General features: G+C 69.2%; 16 protein-coding genes and 1 tRNA gene. 7 read left to right on the forward strand and 10 right to left on the reverse strand.

The window, feature by feature from the left end:
* Positions 1-51: 51 nt before the first annotated feature.
* Positions 52-792 (forward strand): DUF2470 domain-containing protein, encoded by a 741-nt coding sequence (locus tag JKG67_RS06645; RefSeq protein WP_203336473.1) that lies wholly within the window; start codon positions 52-54, stop codon positions 790-792.
* A gap of 4 nt (positions 793-796) precedes the next feature.
* On the opposite strand, the gene dcd is transcribed toward JKG67_RS06645, so the two are convergent.
* Genes dcd through JKG67_RS06660 form a run of 3 tightly spaced genes read right to left on the reverse strand, consistent with a single transcriptional unit; the run spans position 797 to position 2,901 of the window.
* The gene (dcd, locus tag JKG67_RS06650; protein WP_203336474.1) at positions 797-1,372 is read right to left on the reverse strand and encodes a dCTP deaminase; all 576 of its coding nucleotides are present in this window, start codon (positions 1,370-1,372) and stop codon (positions 797-799) included.
* A 26-nt stretch (positions 1,373-1,398) separates the two neighbouring features.
* Positions 1,399-2,427, reverse strand: a complete 1,029-nt coding sequence (locus tag JKG67_RS06655; RefSeq protein WP_203336475.1) for a hypothetical protein — start codon at positions 2,425-2,427, stop codon at positions 1,399-1,401.
* On the reverse strand, positions 2,428-2,901 hold the full coding sequence (locus tag JKG67_RS06660; protein ID WP_203336476.1) for a SigE family RNA polymerase sigma factor: 474 nt from the start codon (positions 2,899-2,901) through the stop codon (positions 2,428-2,430).
* 135 nt (positions 2,902-3,036) lie between these two features.
* On the opposite strand from JKG67_RS06660, the gene JKG67_RS06665 reads away from it, so the two are divergent.
* Positions 3,037-3,112 (forward strand) — tRNA-Gly (locus tag JKG67_RS06665).
* A gap of 107 nt (positions 3,113-3,219) precedes the next feature.
* Here JKG67_RS06665 and JKG67_RS06670 read toward each other — a convergent pair.
* Entirely contained in the window at positions 3,220-3,654 is a 435-nt protein-coding gene (locus JKG67_RS06670; protein ID WP_203336477.1) for a nuclear transport factor 2 family protein, read from the reverse strand.
* An 89-nt stretch (positions 3,655-3,743) separates the two neighbouring features.
* On the opposite strand from JKG67_RS06670, the gene JKG67_RS06675 reads away from it, so the two are divergent.
* The 4 genes from JKG67_RS06675 to JKG67_RS06690 all read left to right on the forward strand — a co-directional run bounded on the left by JKG67_RS06675 (position 3,744) and on the right by JKG67_RS06690 (position 8,041).
* Positions 3,744-4,709: a hypothetical protein gene (locus tag JKG67_RS06675; protein ID WP_203336478.1), complete on the forward strand. Its 966-nt coding sequence runs from the start codon at positions 3,744-3,746 to the stop codon at positions 4,707-4,709.
* Positions 4,710-4,901: 192 nt separating this feature from the next.
* Positions 4,902-6,785: an acyl-CoA dehydrogenase gene (locus JKG67_RS06680; protein WP_203336479.1), complete on the forward strand. Its 1,884-nt coding sequence runs from the start codon at positions 4,902-4,904 to the stop codon at positions 6,783-6,785.
* Between the two features lie 190 nt (positions 6,786-6,975).
* Positions 6,976-7,185 carry a hypothetical protein gene (locus tag JKG67_RS06685; protein WP_203336480.1) on the forward strand — a complete coding sequence of 70 codons (210 nt, stop codon included), beginning with the start codon at positions 6,976-6,978 and terminating at the stop codon, positions 7,183-7,185.
* Positions 7,186-7,216: 31 nt separating this feature from the next.
* Complete coding sequence (locus tag JKG67_RS06690) at positions 7,217-8,041, forward strand: maleylpyruvate isomerase family mycothiol-dependent enzyme (RefSeq protein ID WP_203336481.1); 825 nt, start codon at positions 7,217-7,219, stop codon at positions 8,039-8,041.
* 4 nt (positions 8,042-8,045) lie between these two features.
* Here JKG67_RS06690 and dacB read toward each other — a convergent pair whose 3' ends face one another.
* Positions 8,046-9,470, reverse strand: coding sequence for a D-alanyl-D-alanine carboxypeptidase/D-alanyl-D-alanine endopeptidase (gene dacB / locus JKG67_RS06695; protein WP_203336482.1), 1,425 nt, complete (start codon positions 9,468-9,470; stop codon positions 8,046-8,048).
* A gap of 162 nt (positions 9,471-9,632) precedes the next feature.
* On the opposite strand from dacB, the gene JKG67_RS06700 reads away from it, so the two are divergent.
* Positions 9,633-10,151 (forward strand): inorganic diphosphatase, encoded by a 519-nt coding sequence (locus JKG67_RS06700; RefSeq protein WP_238997982.1) that lies wholly within the window; start codon positions 9,633-9,635, stop codon positions 10,149-10,151.
* 113 nt (positions 10,152-10,264) lie between these two features.
* Here JKG67_RS06700 and JKG67_RS06705 read toward each other — a convergent pair whose 3' ends face one another.
* The 5 genes from JKG67_RS06705 to JKG67_RS06725 form a co-directional block, all read right to left on the reverse strand.
* On the reverse strand, positions 10,265-12,211 hold the full coding sequence (locus JKG67_RS06705; protein WP_203336483.1) for an acyl-CoA dehydrogenase family protein: 1,947 nt from the start codon (positions 12,209-12,211) through the stop codon (positions 10,265-10,267).
* 25 nt (positions 12,212-12,236) lie between these two features.
* Positions 12,237-13,640 carry a C40 family peptidase gene (locus JKG67_RS06710; RefSeq protein ID WP_203336484.1) on the reverse strand — a complete coding sequence of 468 codons (1,404 nt, stop codon included), beginning with the start codon at positions 13,638-13,640 and terminating at the stop codon, positions 12,237-12,239.
* Between the two features lie 302 nt (positions 13,641-13,942).
* Complete coding sequence (locus JKG67_RS06715; protein WP_307816457.1) at positions 13,943-14,989, reverse strand: phosphatase PAP2 family protein; 1,047 nt, start codon at positions 14,987-14,989, stop codon at positions 13,943-13,945.
* Between the two features lie 68 nt (positions 14,990-15,057).
* Positions 15,058-15,858: an SDR family oxidoreductase gene (locus JKG67_RS06720; RefSeq protein WP_203336485.1), complete on the reverse strand. Its 801-nt coding sequence runs from the start codon at positions 15,856-15,858 to the stop codon at positions 15,058-15,060.
* Positions 15,855-16,934: an NAD(P)H-dependent amine dehydrogenase family protein gene (locus JKG67_RS06725; RefSeq protein WP_307816458.1), complete on the reverse strand. Its 1,080-nt coding sequence runs from the start codon at positions 16,932-16,934 to the stop codon at positions 15,855-15,857. Before JKG67_RS06725 ends, JKG67_RS06720 begins: the two co-directional genes overlap by 4 nt.
* Positions 16,935-16,988: the final 54 nt, after the last annotated feature.

The raw sequence follows: 16,988 nt of genomic DNA on the forward strand, positions 1-16,988 counted from the left end.
TCGCCTCGGACACACTTTACTTAGGTGAGCCTAACCTTATAGGCTCCGACCATGATGGCCGATCAGCCCGCAGTCAGCACCCCTGCCAGCACCCCTGCCAGCGCCGTGCGCTCGATCCTGAGCCGCGCCGCTTCGGCCCGGGTCACCTGGTTGGGCGCAGAGGCGGAGGCGTACGACGTGTCTGCGGTGGTGATCCGGGCGCCCAAGTCCCACCTGCCAGCGGGGGTTCGCGCCTGCATCGTCGAGATCGCCGACACCGCGCCGGTCCCGGCGGCCGACCGGATCCGGGCTCGGGTGCGGCTGCACGGGTACGCCGCACCCGGCGGATGCCCGTGCTCACCACCGCTGCAGATCGGCGTGACCGCCGTCGACCTTGAGCGCGACGGTCGCACCCACACCCTCACCCCGGAGGAGTTGCGGGCGGCTCAGCCGGATCCGTTCGCGCACACCGAGGCGCATCTGCTGGGCCATCTCGCCGAGCAGCACCCCGACGTGGTGGAGAGACTGGCGGGGCTGGCCGTCGACGACCCGACCAGGGTCCGAGTCTCGCCGTGGGCGTTGGACCGGCACGGCATCACGCTGCGAGTGTGCGGCGCCGAGCAGGTCCGCAACGTCCATTTGGCGTTCCCGCGGCCGGCCGAGTCAACAGCCGATCTCCAAGCCGGAATGCAGGCGCTGACCATCCAGGCCGCGTCGCGGCGGCGTGGCCGCCGAGGCGCGTCGACGCGACGCGTGCTGGCGGACCTGTTCCGCAGTGGAGCGGCGGCGGACCGAATCTGCCGACCGGACTGAAACCTCAGATCGGCGTGCGGTGGAAGCTCTGGCTGGACCGGGACGGTGTCGGGCCACGCTGGCCCTGGTAGCGCGATCCGTACTTGGCGGAGCCGTACGGATGGTCGGCGGGTGAGCTGAGCCTGAAGAAGCACAGCTGACCGATCTTCATCCCGGGCCACAGCTTGATGGGCAGGTTGGCGACGTTGGCCAGTTCCAGCGTCACGTGGCCGGTGAACCCGGGGTCGATGAAGCCGGCCGTGGAGTGGGTCAGCAGGCCGAGTCGTCCCAGCGATGACTTGCCCTCCAGTCGCGCCGCGACGTCATCGGGCAGCCCGACCACCTCATAGGTGGAGCCCAGCACGAACTCGCCGGGGTGCAGGATGAACGGCTCGTCACCGATCGGCTCCACTTCGCGGGTCAGATCCGGCTGGTCCTCCGCGGGATCGATGTGCGGATAGCGGTGATTCTCGAAGACCCGGAAGAACCGGTCCAGGCGCACGTCGATCGAGGAGGGTTGCACCATCTCCTCGGCGAACGGGTCCAGGGTGACCCGGCCAGCCTTGATCTCGGCCATGATGTCGTGGTCGCTCAGCAGCACGCCTCGCACCCTACCGGCGTACGACGTCAGTCGGTGCCAATGGCACCTCGTGGGACGCCGCGGGCTACCGGGGGCTCCTCCTCGAACACCATCACCGGCATCCCCACCGACCTCGCCAGTTCCTCCTGGATCTCCCGAGCGCGGTCGGCGATCGACCCAGGGACCAGGCCTACCTGCAGGCCACTGTTGTCACCGCAGGAAGAGGTCGTAGCGAGGTCGTCGATGCCGACCAGCAACTCGCCCTCGCGCAGAACCCGGAGCAGACCGCGTTGAGCACGCCGAATGTCGCCAGCGGAGTAGGTCACCTCCTGCACCACCACCGTGGCGCCATTGGGGCGTGGGCCGGCCAGGTCGAGGATTCGCGCTGGCACGGGCCCCTTCCAACTCACCACGACGGCACCCGCGTCGAGCCAGTAGGCAACCCCGGCCGCACCCTCATCCCCACGGGTGTCCCTGCGGGCCTGCCGGAGTGTGCGGTCGAGCACCCAATGCACGGCCTGTCGCACATAGTCACGCTCAGTCTCAGCAGCATCGCCGGGCAGCCCCCAGTGATTGGCGAACACATGCGGAACGCCTGCCTCTCCCAGCGTCCGCCGTGCGATGTCGAGGTCGCCATTCGTGTACGCGATCGGCCCCACGTGCGTGGGCGCGGCCAGGACGACGGAGAAGCCCTCCCAGTCGGTGGCGGTGACTCCGTCGACGATCGCGCGCTGCTCGAGCAAGTTCTCGATGGGTGGCGGCGGGGTCGTGAACACCATGTGGAGCTCGGGGCAGGTGAAGCCCGCCTCGCCCTCGCCCGAGCCGGGCGGATCAACGATGTCAGCCGGTTCGGGCCGGTCGGTGACCACCGCGGCCTCCTCGGAGTTCTCAGGCCAGACGAGGATCGGTACGACGACCGCGGAAGCCACGATCACCGCGACCGAAGCGACCAGCAACGTTCCCCGGCGCCGCCGACGCCGCCGTACCGCTCTCTCAATGGCGGCAATCCCTGCGCTGGTCGGCCGCACAGCGCCACCGAGAGCACGCAGAGAGTCCTCCCACGGGTCCCGGTTCATTCAGTCCACCTCCTGGGTGGGCGCCAACTCACGGAGCCGGGCCAGTCCTCGGGACAGATGGGAGCGGGCGGTGCCGACGCTGCAGCCCAAGTGGGCGGCGACGCTGGCGTGGTCGAGGTCCTCGATCACCTTGAGCACCACCGCGGCCCGCTGCTGCGGCGGCAACCGGCCCAGCGCGGTCAGCAGCCACGGCTCGACGTCGTCGACCATCTCCAGTTCCCGGGGTTGTTCCGGCGGCATCTCGGTGGTCACCTCGCGCAGGCCACGCCTTGCTCGGTCGATGTTCAACCGGACCAACGTGGTGCGCGCGTAGCCGCCCGGATTGCCGGCCCGCAGGCGCTGCCACCGCACCCCGACACGAGTCAGAGTCTCCTGCACCAGATCCCAGGCGTCGTGGGGGTTGCCCGTCAGTGCCAGGGCGAGGCCGAGTAGTCGCGACGTCTCCGCCTCGACATACTCGATGAACCCGTCCACCGCGCCTCCCGCCCACCACTGTCAGTTACTCAACGATCCACGGCCCCGAAACGTTGAGCGCCAACCCGGCGATGCCTCCGTCGCCCGGGTGCGCGGGGCGTGCGATACGATCCTGCACGTCGGTTCGTCCGACGTGCGGATGTAGCTCAGTTGGTAGAGCGCGACCTTCCCAAGGTCGATGTCGCGAGTTCGAATCTCGTCATCCGCTCCACGCACCCTGACGCCCACCCTCCGAGCCCACCAAGGCCGATTCCCGTACATTGCGCACCGAATCTGTAGGCAGGTGCTGACTGCACGGGAATGGGCCGCGTGTCCCGCTCAGGGCTTGCGCAGGGTGGCCATCGCCCGCTCGGGCTCCCAGAAGGCACGCATCGAGGCCACTCGCCCGTCCTCGTTCACCGTGTAGACCATCACCAGGTCGGTGTCCGCTGCGGAACCGTCGGGGAAGGTGGTGGTGATGGTGCCGACGTTGGCGCAGGTCATCCCGTTCGCGTGCGAGTCGTGGATGGTGAAGACGAACTCGGAGATCGGCGCGATCGCCAGGTCCCAGAACTTCCGGATCCCATCGTGGCCGTGGTGCCCCAGGCCCTCGGGGTCGAACATCGACGGCCCGACCGGGTCCTCGATCACCGCGTCCTCGGCGTACACGGTGAGCCATTCGTCGAGGTCACCTTTGGCGACCGCGGCGTACGAACGTTGGGAGGCGACACGGGCAGGGTGTTCGCCCTGGGGAGCATTCCAGATCACTGACATGTCCCGACAATAACTGGAACGTGTTCTAGTTGTCACGGGAGTCACCGGCTGTTCACCCATCAGTCGACTCCATCTGTCACTCTGATGCCATGTCGCGACGCACCGTTCACCTGCTGGCCGGACTCCCCGGCACTGGCGCAGCCGACGTCGACACGGCCCTGCGCGACGGCCGCACGCTCATCGGCCCCGACGGCCGGGAGGTCGCCGCCGGCGGCTCGGACGCCGCCCAGATCGACCGGGCAGTGATCGACGTACGCCACACCCACAAGGAGCACGGCCTGCGGCGTCGCGACGTCGCCGGTGAGTGGGACTCGGTATGCCGCGGGATCCTCAAGCACAAGGGTGCCACCGTGATCGCCCACGAGGGTCTCGCCTCCGCCGACCGTGACCAGGTGGCGCTAATGCTGGACGGACTGTCCGGCTGCAAGGTGCATCTGTGGCTGACGGTGCCGGACCTGGGCAGCCAACTGTCGGCGGCCTGGACGGCCCTGGTCAACGCGGGCCAGGCGCCGAAGTTCGAGCGGTACGCCGACCGGGTGCTGGCCGGCGACACCAGCGACCCGGTGGCCCGTGACTTCTGGACCTCCCGAGACCCCGTCGAGGTGATCGGCCGCTGGCTGCCCGCCCTCAAACCCGGGCGCATCCATGTGGTGATTCCGCACGACGACCCGGCCAGCGCCAGCTGGCAGGCGCTGGTCGCCTCCGGCTTCACCGGAGACACCGCGGTCGAGTTCCCCACCGCCGACCCACCCGCCCCGCTGGCCGGGCCCGATCTGAACCTGCCCCTCCTACGCATCACCGACGGCTGGACGAAGGCCATCACTGCGGGCGGCTTCGAGGTCCACGGAGACCCCGCCGATCTGGCTCCGACCAGTGACGGCCAGGCCCGGCTCAGCGGCGATGACGCCGACCTGCGACTGCAGTTGACCACCACCGCCCTGGCTCGCGCGATGGCCGAGGTGGCCCAACTGCGCGCCGACAACGCTGCCCTGGCGGAGCGGGCCAGCAAGGCCGAGCGCAAGTGGCGCAAGCTGCACCGCCAGCACACTCCCTGAGCGACGCCGACCGAGCGACACAGCCCGGGGCCGAAAGGCCCGAGTGGCAACCCTCACCTTGCAAACCGTGGAATCATCGGGGATCATATTGTTACTCACCAGTAGCAACTGGATCGTCCCGTGCGGCTGCGAAGGCCCCGGACGGCGTACCGATGCGTTTCACAACCGAAACCCCGACCTGAAGGTGGAGCAGTGAGCCACTACAAGAGCAACCTGCGTGACATCGAGTTCAACCTGTTCGAGGTGTTCAACGTGCAGGAGTACCTCGGCACCGGCATCTTCGAGGAGATGGACGCCGACACGGCCCGCGAGATCCTCAAGGAGGTCGAGCGGATCTCCCGCGAGGACCTGGCCGCCTCCTTCGAGGACTCCGACCGCAACCCGCCGGTCTTCGACCCCACCACCCACACCGCCCCGGTCCCGGCGTCGTTCAAGAAGTCCTACGACACCTGGATGGAGTCGGGCATGTGGGCGATCCAGACCCCCGAGCCGATCGGCGGCCAGACCGCGCCGTCGTCGCTGGTCTGGTGCTCCGCGGAGTTCCTGCTCGGCGCGAACGCCCCGATCTGGATGTACGGCGCCGGCCCGTTCTTCGCCGGCGTGGTCTACAACAACGCGAACGGGGTTCAGCGCGACGTCCGCATCGCCGAGATCATGGTCGAGCGTCAGTGGGGCGCCACCATGGTGCTCACCGAGCCCGACGCCGGCTCCGACGTGGGTGCCGGTCGCAGCAAGGCCACCCTGAACGAGGACGGCTCCTGGAACATCACCGGCGTGAAGCGCTTCATCACCAGCGCCGAGTCGGACCTCCAGGAGAACATCATGCACCTGGTGCTGGCCCGCCCCGAGGGCATCGAGGGCATCGGCGGCCCCGGCACCAAGGGTCTCTCCCTCTTCCTGGTCCCGAAGTACCACTTCGACCACGAGACCGGCGAGCTGACCGGCGAGCGCAACGGCGCCTACGTCACGAACGTCGAGCACAAGATGGGCATCAAGTCGTCCAACACCTGTGAGGTCACCTTCGGCGACCCGCAGGTCGGCGGCGGCGAGCCGGCCCAGGGCTGGCTGCTCGGCGAGGTGCACGACGGCATCCGGCAGATGTTCGACGTCATCGAGAACGCTCGGATGATGGTCGGCACCAAGGCCATCGCAACACTCTCGACCGGCTACCTGAACGCGTTGGAGTACGCCAAGCAGCGCGTCCAGGGCCCCGACCTCGCCCAGGCGGCCGACAAGACCGCCCCCAAGGTCACCATCACCCATCACCCCGACGTACGCCGGTCGCTGATGACCCAGAAGTCGTACGCCGAGGCGATGCGCGCCCTGGTCGTCTACACCGCCACCTGGCAGGACCAGGTGCAGATGGCCAAGGCCGCCGGGCAGGACGCCAAGCTCGCCGAGCAGGTCAACGACCTGCTGCTGCCGATCGTGAAGGGCTACGGCTCGGAGCGGTCCTGGACCCTGCTGGGCACCGAGTCGCTGCAGACCCTGGGCGGCTCCGGGTTCCTGCAGGAGTACCCGATCGAGCAGTACGTGCGAGACGCCAAGATCGACACCCTGTACGAGGGCACCACGGCGATCCAGGGCATGGACTTCTTCTTCCGCAAGATCGTCAAGGACCAGGGTGTGGCGCTCGGCCACATCGCCGGCGAGATCGACGGCTTCGTGAAGTCCGAGGCCGGCAACGGCCGTCTGAAGGAGGAGCGGGAGCTGCTCGCCAGCGCCCTCGAGGACGGCAACGCGATCGTCACCCAGATGATCGGCGACCTGATGTCGGCCGACGTCTCCGCCGAGGGTGGCGACATCAAGAACATCTACAAGGTCGGCTTCAACAGCAGCCGCCTGCTGATGGTTCTGGGCGACATCGTCTGCGCCTGGCTGCTGCTGCGCCAGGCCGAGGTGGCCCTGGCCCGGCTCGGTGGCGAACTGTCCGCGGCCGACCAGGCCTTCTACGAGGGCAAGGTCGCGGCCGCGCAGTACTTCGCCCGCAATGTGCTCCCGAAGATCGCGTCCGAGCGAGTGCTCGCCGAGTCGGTCGACGCCAGCCTGATGGAGCTCGACGAGGCCGCCTTCTGAGCCGCTGACTCCTCCACCGGAAAGCCCTGATGTCAGGGACTGTCGACTGTTGTCAGGTGTTGCAACCCCTGACAACGGGACGAACAGCCTGACGTCAGGGCTTTCCGCATGGGGACTGAGGCGCTCACGGCTGGGTACCGCAGGCGAGAAGGGCGTGACAAGCATGCCCCTCGACGAAGAGGAGTCCCAGATGGGAATCGGAATCGGAATCGTGCTGCTGGTCCTGGGTCTTGTCCTGGTCCTAGGAGCTGTCGACATCTCGGCCATCGACGCCTACATCGCCTCCAACACGCTCGGCTGGATCCTCATCGCAGGTGGCGCCCTGGCGCTGGTGATGGCGCTGATCCTGAACGCCCAGCGCGGCCGCACCAAGCACGTCGAGGAGCGCCGCGAGGAGTGACGGGCCGCCCTCCGGGGGCTACTCTGCGGCCATGACGCAGACCCCCGGAGGTGCCACGACCCTGCTTTCGCTGATCGAGGTGTGGTGGCAGTCGGTCACCGACTTCCTCACCCTGCTCGACCAGGTGCCCGAGGAGTTGTGGGACACCTCCACCGACCTCGCCGGCTGGGACGTGCGAGCCGTGGCCGCCCACGTCACCCACCTGGAGTCAATCCTGGCCGGCGGCCCGCACGAGACCGCCGAGGTGCCCGAGGCCGACCACGTCAAGGGGCCGATGGGGCAGTTCACCGAGATCGGCGTGATCAACCGGCGGAACACGACCGGCGCCGAGATCGTCGCCGAACTCCGTGCCGCCACCAGGACCCGGTACGACGCACTGCTCGCCGACCCGCCGACCGATGGCACGGTGTCCGCGCCCGGCGTGTTCGGGGCGATCGGCTGGCCACTGGAGCTTCTGCTGCGCAACCGGCCACTGGACGTGTGGATGCACGAGCAGGACATCCGCCGGGCGATCGACCGGCCCGGCAACCTGACCAGCCCGGGCGCCGAGCACACCCTCGGCTACCTGCTGGGCAGCACCGGCTACGTGTTCGGCAAGGTGGTCGGCGCCCCGGTGGGCGCCTCGCTGGTGCTCGAGGTGGACGGGTGCGAACCGGTCTCGGTGGCTGTCGGCGATGACGGCCGGGCCGGCACGGTGCCGCTCCCCGAAGATCCGACGGTGCGCCTCCGCTGCGACCGGGAGAGCTACATCGTCCGCGCCGGCGGTCGCCGACCAGCCGACCGGTCCAGCTTCGAGATCACCGGCGACGCCACCCTCGGGGCGCGGGTGATCGACAGCCTCGCGGTCACGCCCTGAGCGATCAGCGCGAGCACGAGCAGCCGGCCAGGTCTGCGGCCAGGTCATCGAGGGCGGCCCGGGCCGCCAGCGTGTCCACCACGGCGACATCGTCGGCCGCGAAGATGAACACCAGGTGGTTGCCGTCCGCGTCCACCGCCGTCCCGGCGATCGCGTGTACGCCGGTCAGGGTCCCGGTCTTGGCCCGGACCCATCCGCGACCGGGCTCTGCCTCGTCAACGAATCGGCTGCCCAGGGTGCCCGTGAAGCCGGCCACCGGCAGTCCGGTGAGCAGGCTGCGCAGGTGCGGCCGGCTGTCGTCGACGCCCAGCCGGAGCACCCCGATCAGGGTCTCGGCGGAGAGCCGGTTGGCCCGGGACAGACCCGACGCGTCGTACACCTCGTCCTCGACCATCGGCACCCCCAAGGCGCGGACCGCGTCCACGACGCCGCGGGTGGCCGTGGCGAACGTCGCCTCGCCACTGAGCGCGAGCCCGACGTGATGCGCCAACACCTCGGCCGGCTCGTTGCCGCTCCAGTCCAACACCCAGCGGACGATCTGGTCCAGCGGCGCCGAGGTCACGGCGGCCACCTCGTCCGCAGTCCCCGGGGCCACCTGCGGCCGTGGGTCTCCGATCACGGTGATCCCGGCCTCGGTCAAGGCCGCGGCGAACTGCTCGGCCGCAGCACGGGGCGGATCCGCGACGCGGCCACGCCCTGACTCCGGGCGACCACCGTCGACCATCAGGGCCCCGATCCTGGCCACGATCCCTTCGGGCACGTAGTCCTCGCGCCAACGCCGGCTCACCCCGTCGCCGCCGAACAACGAGGCGTCATAGCCGAGCCGCACCCGATCCCGCCCCTGCTCGGCCAGCGCCAGCGCGGTACTGGTGGCGAGGGTGGCCAGGTCGGCGCGTCCCGGATAGGAACCGTCGTCGGCCTCGGCGGTGAGCATCGGGTCGCCGCCACCGACGAGCACGATGTCCCGGGGCCGGTCGCCGGTCACCACCCGGGTGACGAAGGCCCGGTCCGGACCGAGTACGTCGAGGGCCGCAGCCGCCGTGAGCAGTTTGATCGTGGAGGCCGGGGTGACCAGCCCGGGTCCGCGCTGCAGCAGCGGCTCGCCGCCGTCCAGATCGGCCACCACCGCCATCACCCGGCCACCGAGCTCCTCGCGCCGCAGCCCCTCCGCCAGGGCTCGTCGTACCTTCGCCGGCGCCAGCACGCCGCCGCCGGTCAGCGCCGGCAGAGTCCGTGGGGCAGCAGCCTGGACCAGTTCCAGGCCGGCCGGCGGCGCGGCGGGTGCCGCGTCGTACTCGACGAGTTCGAACCGCCAGATCCCCACCGCTGCCCCCAGCACGGCCAGCACCAGCAGCACCGGGCCCCAGACGGTTCCCGCGCTGCCCGTGGCCCTAGAGTGGGGCGCACCGGTCCGGTCATGTGTGGCCACGCGGCGTCCTTCCTGACAGGGGGATGGGTGGGTTCGGCAATTGTGCGCTGATTGCGCACCGTGGCCAATTGTGCGGGAGACTGACCGGCAGCATTGACCCGAGTCAGGAACAGCAGTGATGAGGCGGCGGTCGCCGCCTCGCGGAGACAGAGGAGAAGGACCTTGTCGTCAGACGTGGCCAACGACCCGTTCGTGTTCGACGTGGTGGTGGAGATCCCCAAGGGTGAGCGGAACAAGTACGAGGTCGACCACGAATCCGGTCGGATCCGACTGGACCGGATGCTCTTCACCTCCACCCAGTACCCCGCTGACTATGGCTTCATCGAGGACACCCTCGGCCAGGACGGCGACCCGCTGGACGCGCTGGTCCTGCTGCAGGCGCCCACGTTCCCGGGCTGCGTCATCGCCTGCCGGGCGATCGGGATGTTCCGGATGACCGACGAGGCCGGCGGCGACGACAAGGTCCTGTGCGTGCCTTCGCACGACCCGCGCCTGGCCCACCTCAAGGACATCTCCGATGTGTCCCGCTTCGACCAGCTGGAGATCCAGCACTTCTTCGAGGTCTACAAGGACCTCGAGCCCGGCAAGTCCGTCGAGGGTGCCAACTGGGTCGGCCACGACGAGGCCGTCGCCGAGGTCGAGGCCTCGTTCAAGCGCTTCCAGGAGGATGGCGGACACTGATCCTCCACGCCCTCGAGTGGACCCCGTACGCCGTGCGCGTGCGGGGTCCTCTTCGTTGGGTGACCTGGTTCAGCGGGCTGTGAAGCAGACCGGTGCGCCGCTGACCGCGAGGGTCACGACGCCTGCTCGCCGAGGATCTCGGCCCGAAGCATCGCGTCCGGGACCCCGAACGCGGCCACCAGGTCGACCGCCAGCGGCCGCACCTTGCGGCACAGGTCGTTGACCTCGCGGCTGATCGCCTTGGACCGCTGGGTGGTGAGCCTGCCGTGCTCCATGAACCAGGCCCGGTCGCGTTCGATCTCGGTGAGCGCATGCAGGTCGACCATCAAGCCGAAGGCGACCTTCTCCGCGCCGTCGGGCAGCGCCTGGAACTTCTCCACGGCCGCCATCAGCACCAGCCGCTCCACATGGGCCCGGGCTGCGAAGATGACGTGGTCCTGCACCCGGGAGAAGACCTCGCCCGGCTCCATGCCCAGATCGATGCCGCGCTTGAGTCGCCGCGCCACCCCGGCCACCGAGTGCGACTCCCGGAACTCCAGCATCGCCAACTGGTAGTTGCTGTCCAGCAGACCTGCCTCCTGGTCCCACTCGTCGCCGCCCGGCAGCAGATCACGGACCCGCTCCAGGAGCTTGTGGGCATTGAGCCTCTCCAGGACCCCGTCCACGGCCAGACCGGCGACGAAGCGCACCATCCCCAGCTGGTCGAGGTCGGAGAAGTCACTGGAATAGTCGGTGAGCAGGCCCTTGGCCACCAACTGCAGGAGCACGTGGTTGTCACCCTCGAAGGTCGTGAACACGTCGGTGTCCGCCTTCAGTGCCGCGAACCTGTTGACGCTGAGGTACCCGGCGCCGCCGCACGCCTCCCGACACTCCTGGATGGTCCAGGTCGCATGCCAGGTGGCCAGCGCCTTGGTGCCGGCGGCCCGGGACTCCAGGGCTCGACGGGTCCGTTCGTCGGCACCATCGGTGAAGACGTCGTGCAACCGGCCCGCGACCACCTCCTGGGCGCAGTGCAACACGTAGGTGCGGGCCAGCAGCGGCAGCAGTCGCCGCTGGTGGATCCCGTAGTCGAGCAGCAACTGCTCGGGCTGGTCCTCGGCGGTGCGGAACTGGCGCCGGGTGTCGGCGTACCGGATCGCGATCGCCAGCGCCACCTTGGCGGCCGAGAGCCCCGCACCGCCCACGCAGACCCGCCCCTGGATCAGGGTGCCGAGCATGGTGAAGAAGCGGCGGTTGCTGTTCTCGATCTCCGACTCGTAGCGACCGGCCGCGGTCACGTCCGCGAACCGGTTGAGCAAGGCCGTCCGCGGCACCCGCACCCGATCGAAGGAGAGCCGGCCGTTGTCGACACCCTGCAGGCCGAGTTTGTCGCCGCAGTCGCTGATGGTGACGCCGGGTGCGGGTTGACCGTCGCGGCGGATCGGCACCACGAACGCGTGTACGCCGTGGCTCTCCTCGGCGATCTCCAACTGCGCGAAGACCACCGCCAACTCCGCATGTCGGGCTGCATTGCCGATGTAGTCCTTGCGCCCCGACTCGGTCGGGGTGTGCAGCACGAACTCGTCGGTGGCGGCGTCGAAGGTGGCCGTCGTCTCCAGCGACTGGACGTCGGAGCCATGACCGGTCTCGGTCATCGCGAAGCAGCCGAGCACCCGGCCACTGATCAGATCCTCGAGGTAGGCGTCGTGATGTGACTCGGTGCCCAGCTGCAGGACTGCTCCACCGAAGAGCCCGAACTGGACGCCGACCTTGACCAGCACCGACAGGTCCCCGAAGCCGAGGGTCTCGAAGGCGGCGACCGAGGCGCCGATGTCGCCGCCGCCGCCGTACTTCTCCGGGAATCCGTAGCCCGCCTGACCGGTGGCCGCGATCAGGCCGACGATCTCACGCACCCGCTCCCGGAACTCCTCGCGCGGCATCATGTCGGCGTCGTCGAGGACCTGGGCATGCTCGACGAGGTTGTCACGGACCAGGTCCCGGACCGCGGCGTACCGCCCGTCGAGGATTCGTTGCAGGACCTGTGCGTCGAAGGCGGGTTGCCGGTATCCGTCGTCAGCCATGTCGCTCACGGTACGCCGGAAGGGGTCAGGGTCGGGCGAAGAAGTTGGGCGGGATCCAGTAGTATATGGAGACCTCTTCGACCGGCCGGCCGCTGCGGGGAGCGTGGATCATCCGCTGGTTCCCGATGTAGAGCGCCACGTGGTAGATCGACGAGGGGCTGCTGCTGGTGCCCCAGAAGAGCAGGTCGCCCGGCTTCAGCTGCGAGGCCTTGATCGGCGTGGACTGCTGGAACTGCCCGACCGACCAGTGCGGCAGCGACTTGCCGCCGGCCTGCCAGGCCCGCATCGTCAGCCCGGAGCAGTCGAACGCGTTCGGCCCCGAGGCGCCCCATTGGTAGGGCTTCCCGATCTGCTTGCGCGCGTAGTCGATCGCGGCCTGGGCTCCGGTGGACGGCGCCGGGGGTTCCGGAGCCGGCTCCGGGGCGGGCGTCGGAGTGGGGGTGGGCGTCGGGGAGGGGGTGGGCGTCGGAGTGGGGGTGGGTGTCGACGTCGGCTCTGGGGCGGGGGCGGGGGTGGGAGTGGGAGTCGGGGTCGGCGTCGCGGTCGGCGCAGGGGCCGGCGAGGACGCTGCGGTCGCAGGCTCGGCTGCCGCCTGGGCGGGCTCCTCGGCCTGCTGGGCCGTCGCCTGGGCCGCCTGCTGGGCCGCCGCCTGGGCGGCATTGGCCTCCAGTGCCGCCTGGCGCTCCCCGGCGAGCCGGACGCTGACGCCCTCGAGGGTGGCGAGTTCGCCGATCAGTCGATCCCGGTCGGCGGCGATCCGGGCTGCCTGGTTGGCGGCCGCGTCGGCGGCCGACGCCGCTGCCTGATGGGCGGCTTCGGCCAGGGCCGCCTGGTCGCGTGCCTGCGTTCTGGTCTGTTCCGCTCGCACGCGGGCGACCTCGGCTCGACTGGCGGCGGTGCGGTAGTCGTCGTACCGGCGGGCCATCGCGGCCTCGGCGTTGGCCAACGTGGTGGTGCGCTGCATGACGTCCTGGATCCCGTCGGAGTCCACGATGGCGCGCAGTGCGGTCAGTTCGGGGGCCATCTTGTACGCCGCCACCAGGGTGTCGCCGTAGGACTGCTGCTGGCGTGCCACCGCGGCGTCGGCAGCGGCCAGTTGCCGCTCGGCGAGTCGGGCCTCGGCCCGGGCGACGCTCAGTTGGTGCCGGGCACCGTTCCAGGCCTCTGCCGCCTGCGCGGCGGCGATGATGCTGCTGTTGAGCCGGTCGGTGGCGCGCGCGAGATCAGCCCGCACGGCGGCCACGTCCCGTTCCTTGACCTCCACCGCCCGCTCTGCGGCGGCCACCTCGTCGGCCGAGGGAGCCTCATGGTCGGCATTGGCCGCGGTGGTCAGGCCGGCCACGAGCGCAGTCACCACCGTGGCGGCGAGCAGGGTCGCCCGCATCGACCTGCGACTGCTGCGCGGTTCGTGCACGGCGTACTCCCTCATTGTTCGAGGTGCCTCGCGCGACTTCCCCATCGCACGAGGCACTCCCGGCACGTTAGTGCTCACAAGCCCCAAGGGGAACACTTTTTAACAATTTTCTCAAAAGTATCGGCGTGTCGCCTTGACTAACTACATTGTTGTAATTCTCGTCGCGGGCGCGCGTGGTCGTCTCAGATGCGGCCCAAGTCGACGCGGATTGGGCCCAACTCGACGCGTAGGAGGCCCAAGTCGACGCGGATAGGGCCCAAGTCGACGCGGATAAGGCCCAACTCGGGGGAGGGAGGGGGGTGGGGAGAGGGGGTGGGTCAGTCGCGGTCGACGGGGACCGACGCGGTGGTCGTCGTCGGATAGGACGAGAAGCCTCCGCGGTGGAAGCGCTGCCCCGATGCCCAGGCGCCCAGGTAGAAGGCGATCAGCGCGATCGCGACGCCACCGACGTCGTCGAGGACGTAGTGCCAGCCGAAGTAGAGGGTCGCCACGATGGTGAGCGCGAAGTTGATCCAGAGGATCCAGTGCACCACCCGGTTGCGGATCGTGTACTGCGCCATCAGCGCCCACAGCAGCGTGATCGCCGTGTGCAGGCTGGCGAAGCCGGCCACCGAGTTCATCGCCGACTCCACGTCCCCGTAGAGCACGGTCGAGCGGCCGTAGAAGAGCGCGTCCATCAGCGACCCGGCGCCGCTGGCCGCCAGGTCGCCGTAGAGCCACGGGTACTCGAAGCCCGGGCCCAGGGTGGGCAGCATGTAGTACGACGCGGTGCCCAACGCCCAGCCGAGGCACTGGGAGGTGGCGAACCAGTAGCCGAAGCTGATGTTGCGCGACCAGACCAGCCAGGCGGCCACCGCGATGCCCACCATCGGCAGGTACCACAGATAGATGCTGGAGAGCACGTGCGCGGTGAAGGTGGTCCCCAACAGATCGTGCAGCACCACCGCCGGCTCGTGACCGAAGAAGAGCCAGATGTCGATCTCGTGCAGTTCCTTGTCGTACTTCTTCGGCCCCATCACCGCAGGCAGGAACGACTTCAGGTTCCGGTAGCTCACGTAGGTGAGGTAGAAGCAGACCAGGCCGAGCACCACCAGCACGATCCGGTCCCGGGTCCAGTGGGTGCGGATCCGCTCCTTGACGATGCCCGACATCAGCTTCGGGTTGAGCCGGGAGAGCCACAGCATCCTCGGCACCAGGTCCAGCGCGAAGGCTCCCAGCAGCAGCATCGGCAGCCGCAGCCAACCCGGGCCAAGGAAGCCTTCGGGGTCGACGAGCCGCCGGTCGAGGACCTGCGCTGTCACCAGCGCCAGGATCCCCATGATCCCGGCAGTAGCGATCAGGAGTGCGTAGGCCCGTCTGTGCACGCAGGGAAGGTTACCGGGAGAGGACACGAGGACAACATCCACGCAAACGCGAGATCGCTCACGTTCGCTCAGGCCAGATCCGGAAGCGCCAGGTCCAGGTTGGGCTGCTGGATCCCTCCGTCGACCTCGAGCATCTTCCCGGTCACGTAGCCGCCGGCCGTGGAGGCCAGGTAGAGCGCGGCGGCGGCGATGTCCTCGGGCTCGCCGACGCGTCCCAGCGGAGTGCCGGTCTCCATCTGATCCATCATCTCCGGGATCCCGGCGACGAACTCCAGAGCGCTGGTCATCACCGAACCGACATAGATGCCGTTGACCCGGATCCGTGGCGACAGGTCGGTCGCGGCGAGCCGGGTCCAGTGCGCCAGCGCGGCCTTCGCGGTGCCGTAGGCCAGGTAGCCGCGGCCGGCGGTGCGGCCGAGCATCGAACTGATGGTGACCACGGACTGGGTCCGGCTCGCCGGACCGGCGAGCATCAGCGGCACCGCTGCGCGGGTCAGCGCGTGGGCGGTGGCGACGTTGAACCTGAAGGACTCGGTCAGGTAGTCGGTGTCGGTGTCGAGGAAGGCGTTCGGGATGGTGCCCCCGACGTTGTTGACGATCGTGTCCAGGCGCCCGAACTCGTCGTACGCCGACCGGGCGAGACCGGCGGCCGCGTCCAGGTCGGACAGATCGGCCGGCAGCACCAACGCCCGTCGACCGGTGGCCTCGATCCGGGTGGCCACCTCCTTCAACTGGTCCGCCGACCGGGCCGAGATCGCCACGTCGGCGCCGGCCTCCGCCAGGGCCACGGCGGTCGCCGCACCGATCCCCCGACCGGCTCCGGTGACCACGGCGACGTGGCCGTCGAGGCGGAAGCGGTCCAGGATCATGCGACGCCTCGTCCGGTGACACCCATCAGGTCCAGGGCGGTGACGATGCCGGTGTCGGCCGCCACCACATGCGGAGCCGCGTTGACCAGCCGCATGGCGGTGGTGATCATCCCGGAGTCGTTGTGGTCGCCGTCCTCGCCCTGGTGGGTGAAGTCGACCTTCATCTGGGGGTCACCGAGGATCTCGACGCGGTAGCAGCCGCCGCCCTCGGGGGGCGTGGCCCACTCCGGCACCTGGTCGACATGGGTCCGGGTGATGTGCTCGAGCACGATCCGGGGCACTCCGTCGACCTTGCCGACCACCTGGAAGCGGACCGCCCCCAGGGTGCCGGCCGGGATCTCCACGCTGACCGTGGAGGTGTCCACCTCGGCGGGTCGTCGATCCACGATCTCCTCGAGCGGCTCATCGAGGGTGAGGTCCAGACCGGCGGCGATCTGACGGACCACCGGGCCCCACCCCATCGACAGCACTCCGGGCTGCCAGAGCATCGCCTCGAAGTCCAGCGGCTTGCCGAAGCCGAAGATGTCACCCATCACCACGGGCTGGTAGTAGGTCGAGTAGTCGGCGATCTCGGAGACCCGGACCAAGTCGATGCGCCGCGACAGGCTGGTCATCACCAGCGGCAGTACGTCGTTGGCGAACCCGGGGTCGATCCCGTTGACGTGCAGGGAGGACCCTCCGGCGGCGCAGGCCTTCTCGATCCGACTGAGTCCGTCCTCCCAGAGCACTCCCCAGGGCCAGCAGAGGATGACCGGGCCCGAGGAGACGACGTTGATGCCGGCCTCGAGCAGGACGGCGATGTCCTCGATCGCCTCGAACATCCGGTCATCGGTCATCGCGGTGTGGATGACGACGTCGGGGGCCAGCGCGATCAGTTCGCTGACGTCGTTCGTGGCCGCGACACCGAGCTCGCGCCCGAGCTCGGCCAGCAGACCGGCATCTTTGCCGACCTTGTCCGGGTTCGAGACCCAGAGTCCGACGAGTTCGAGGTCCTTGTGGGCCTCGATCCCGGCGATCACGTGCCGGCCGACGGTGCCGGTCGACCATCCGACGACTTTCAGTTTCTTGGTGTCCACAACCACTAATCTAGAACAGGTTCTACGTCCTGTCGACCCCCTTGGAGGAGCCAT

Origin of the sequence: Nocardioides limicola (genome assembly GCF_016827675.1) — a bacterium.
GTDB classification, from domain to species: domain Bacteria; phylum Actinomycetota; class Actinomycetes; order Propionibacteriales; family Nocardioidaceae; genus Nocardioides; species Nocardioides limicola.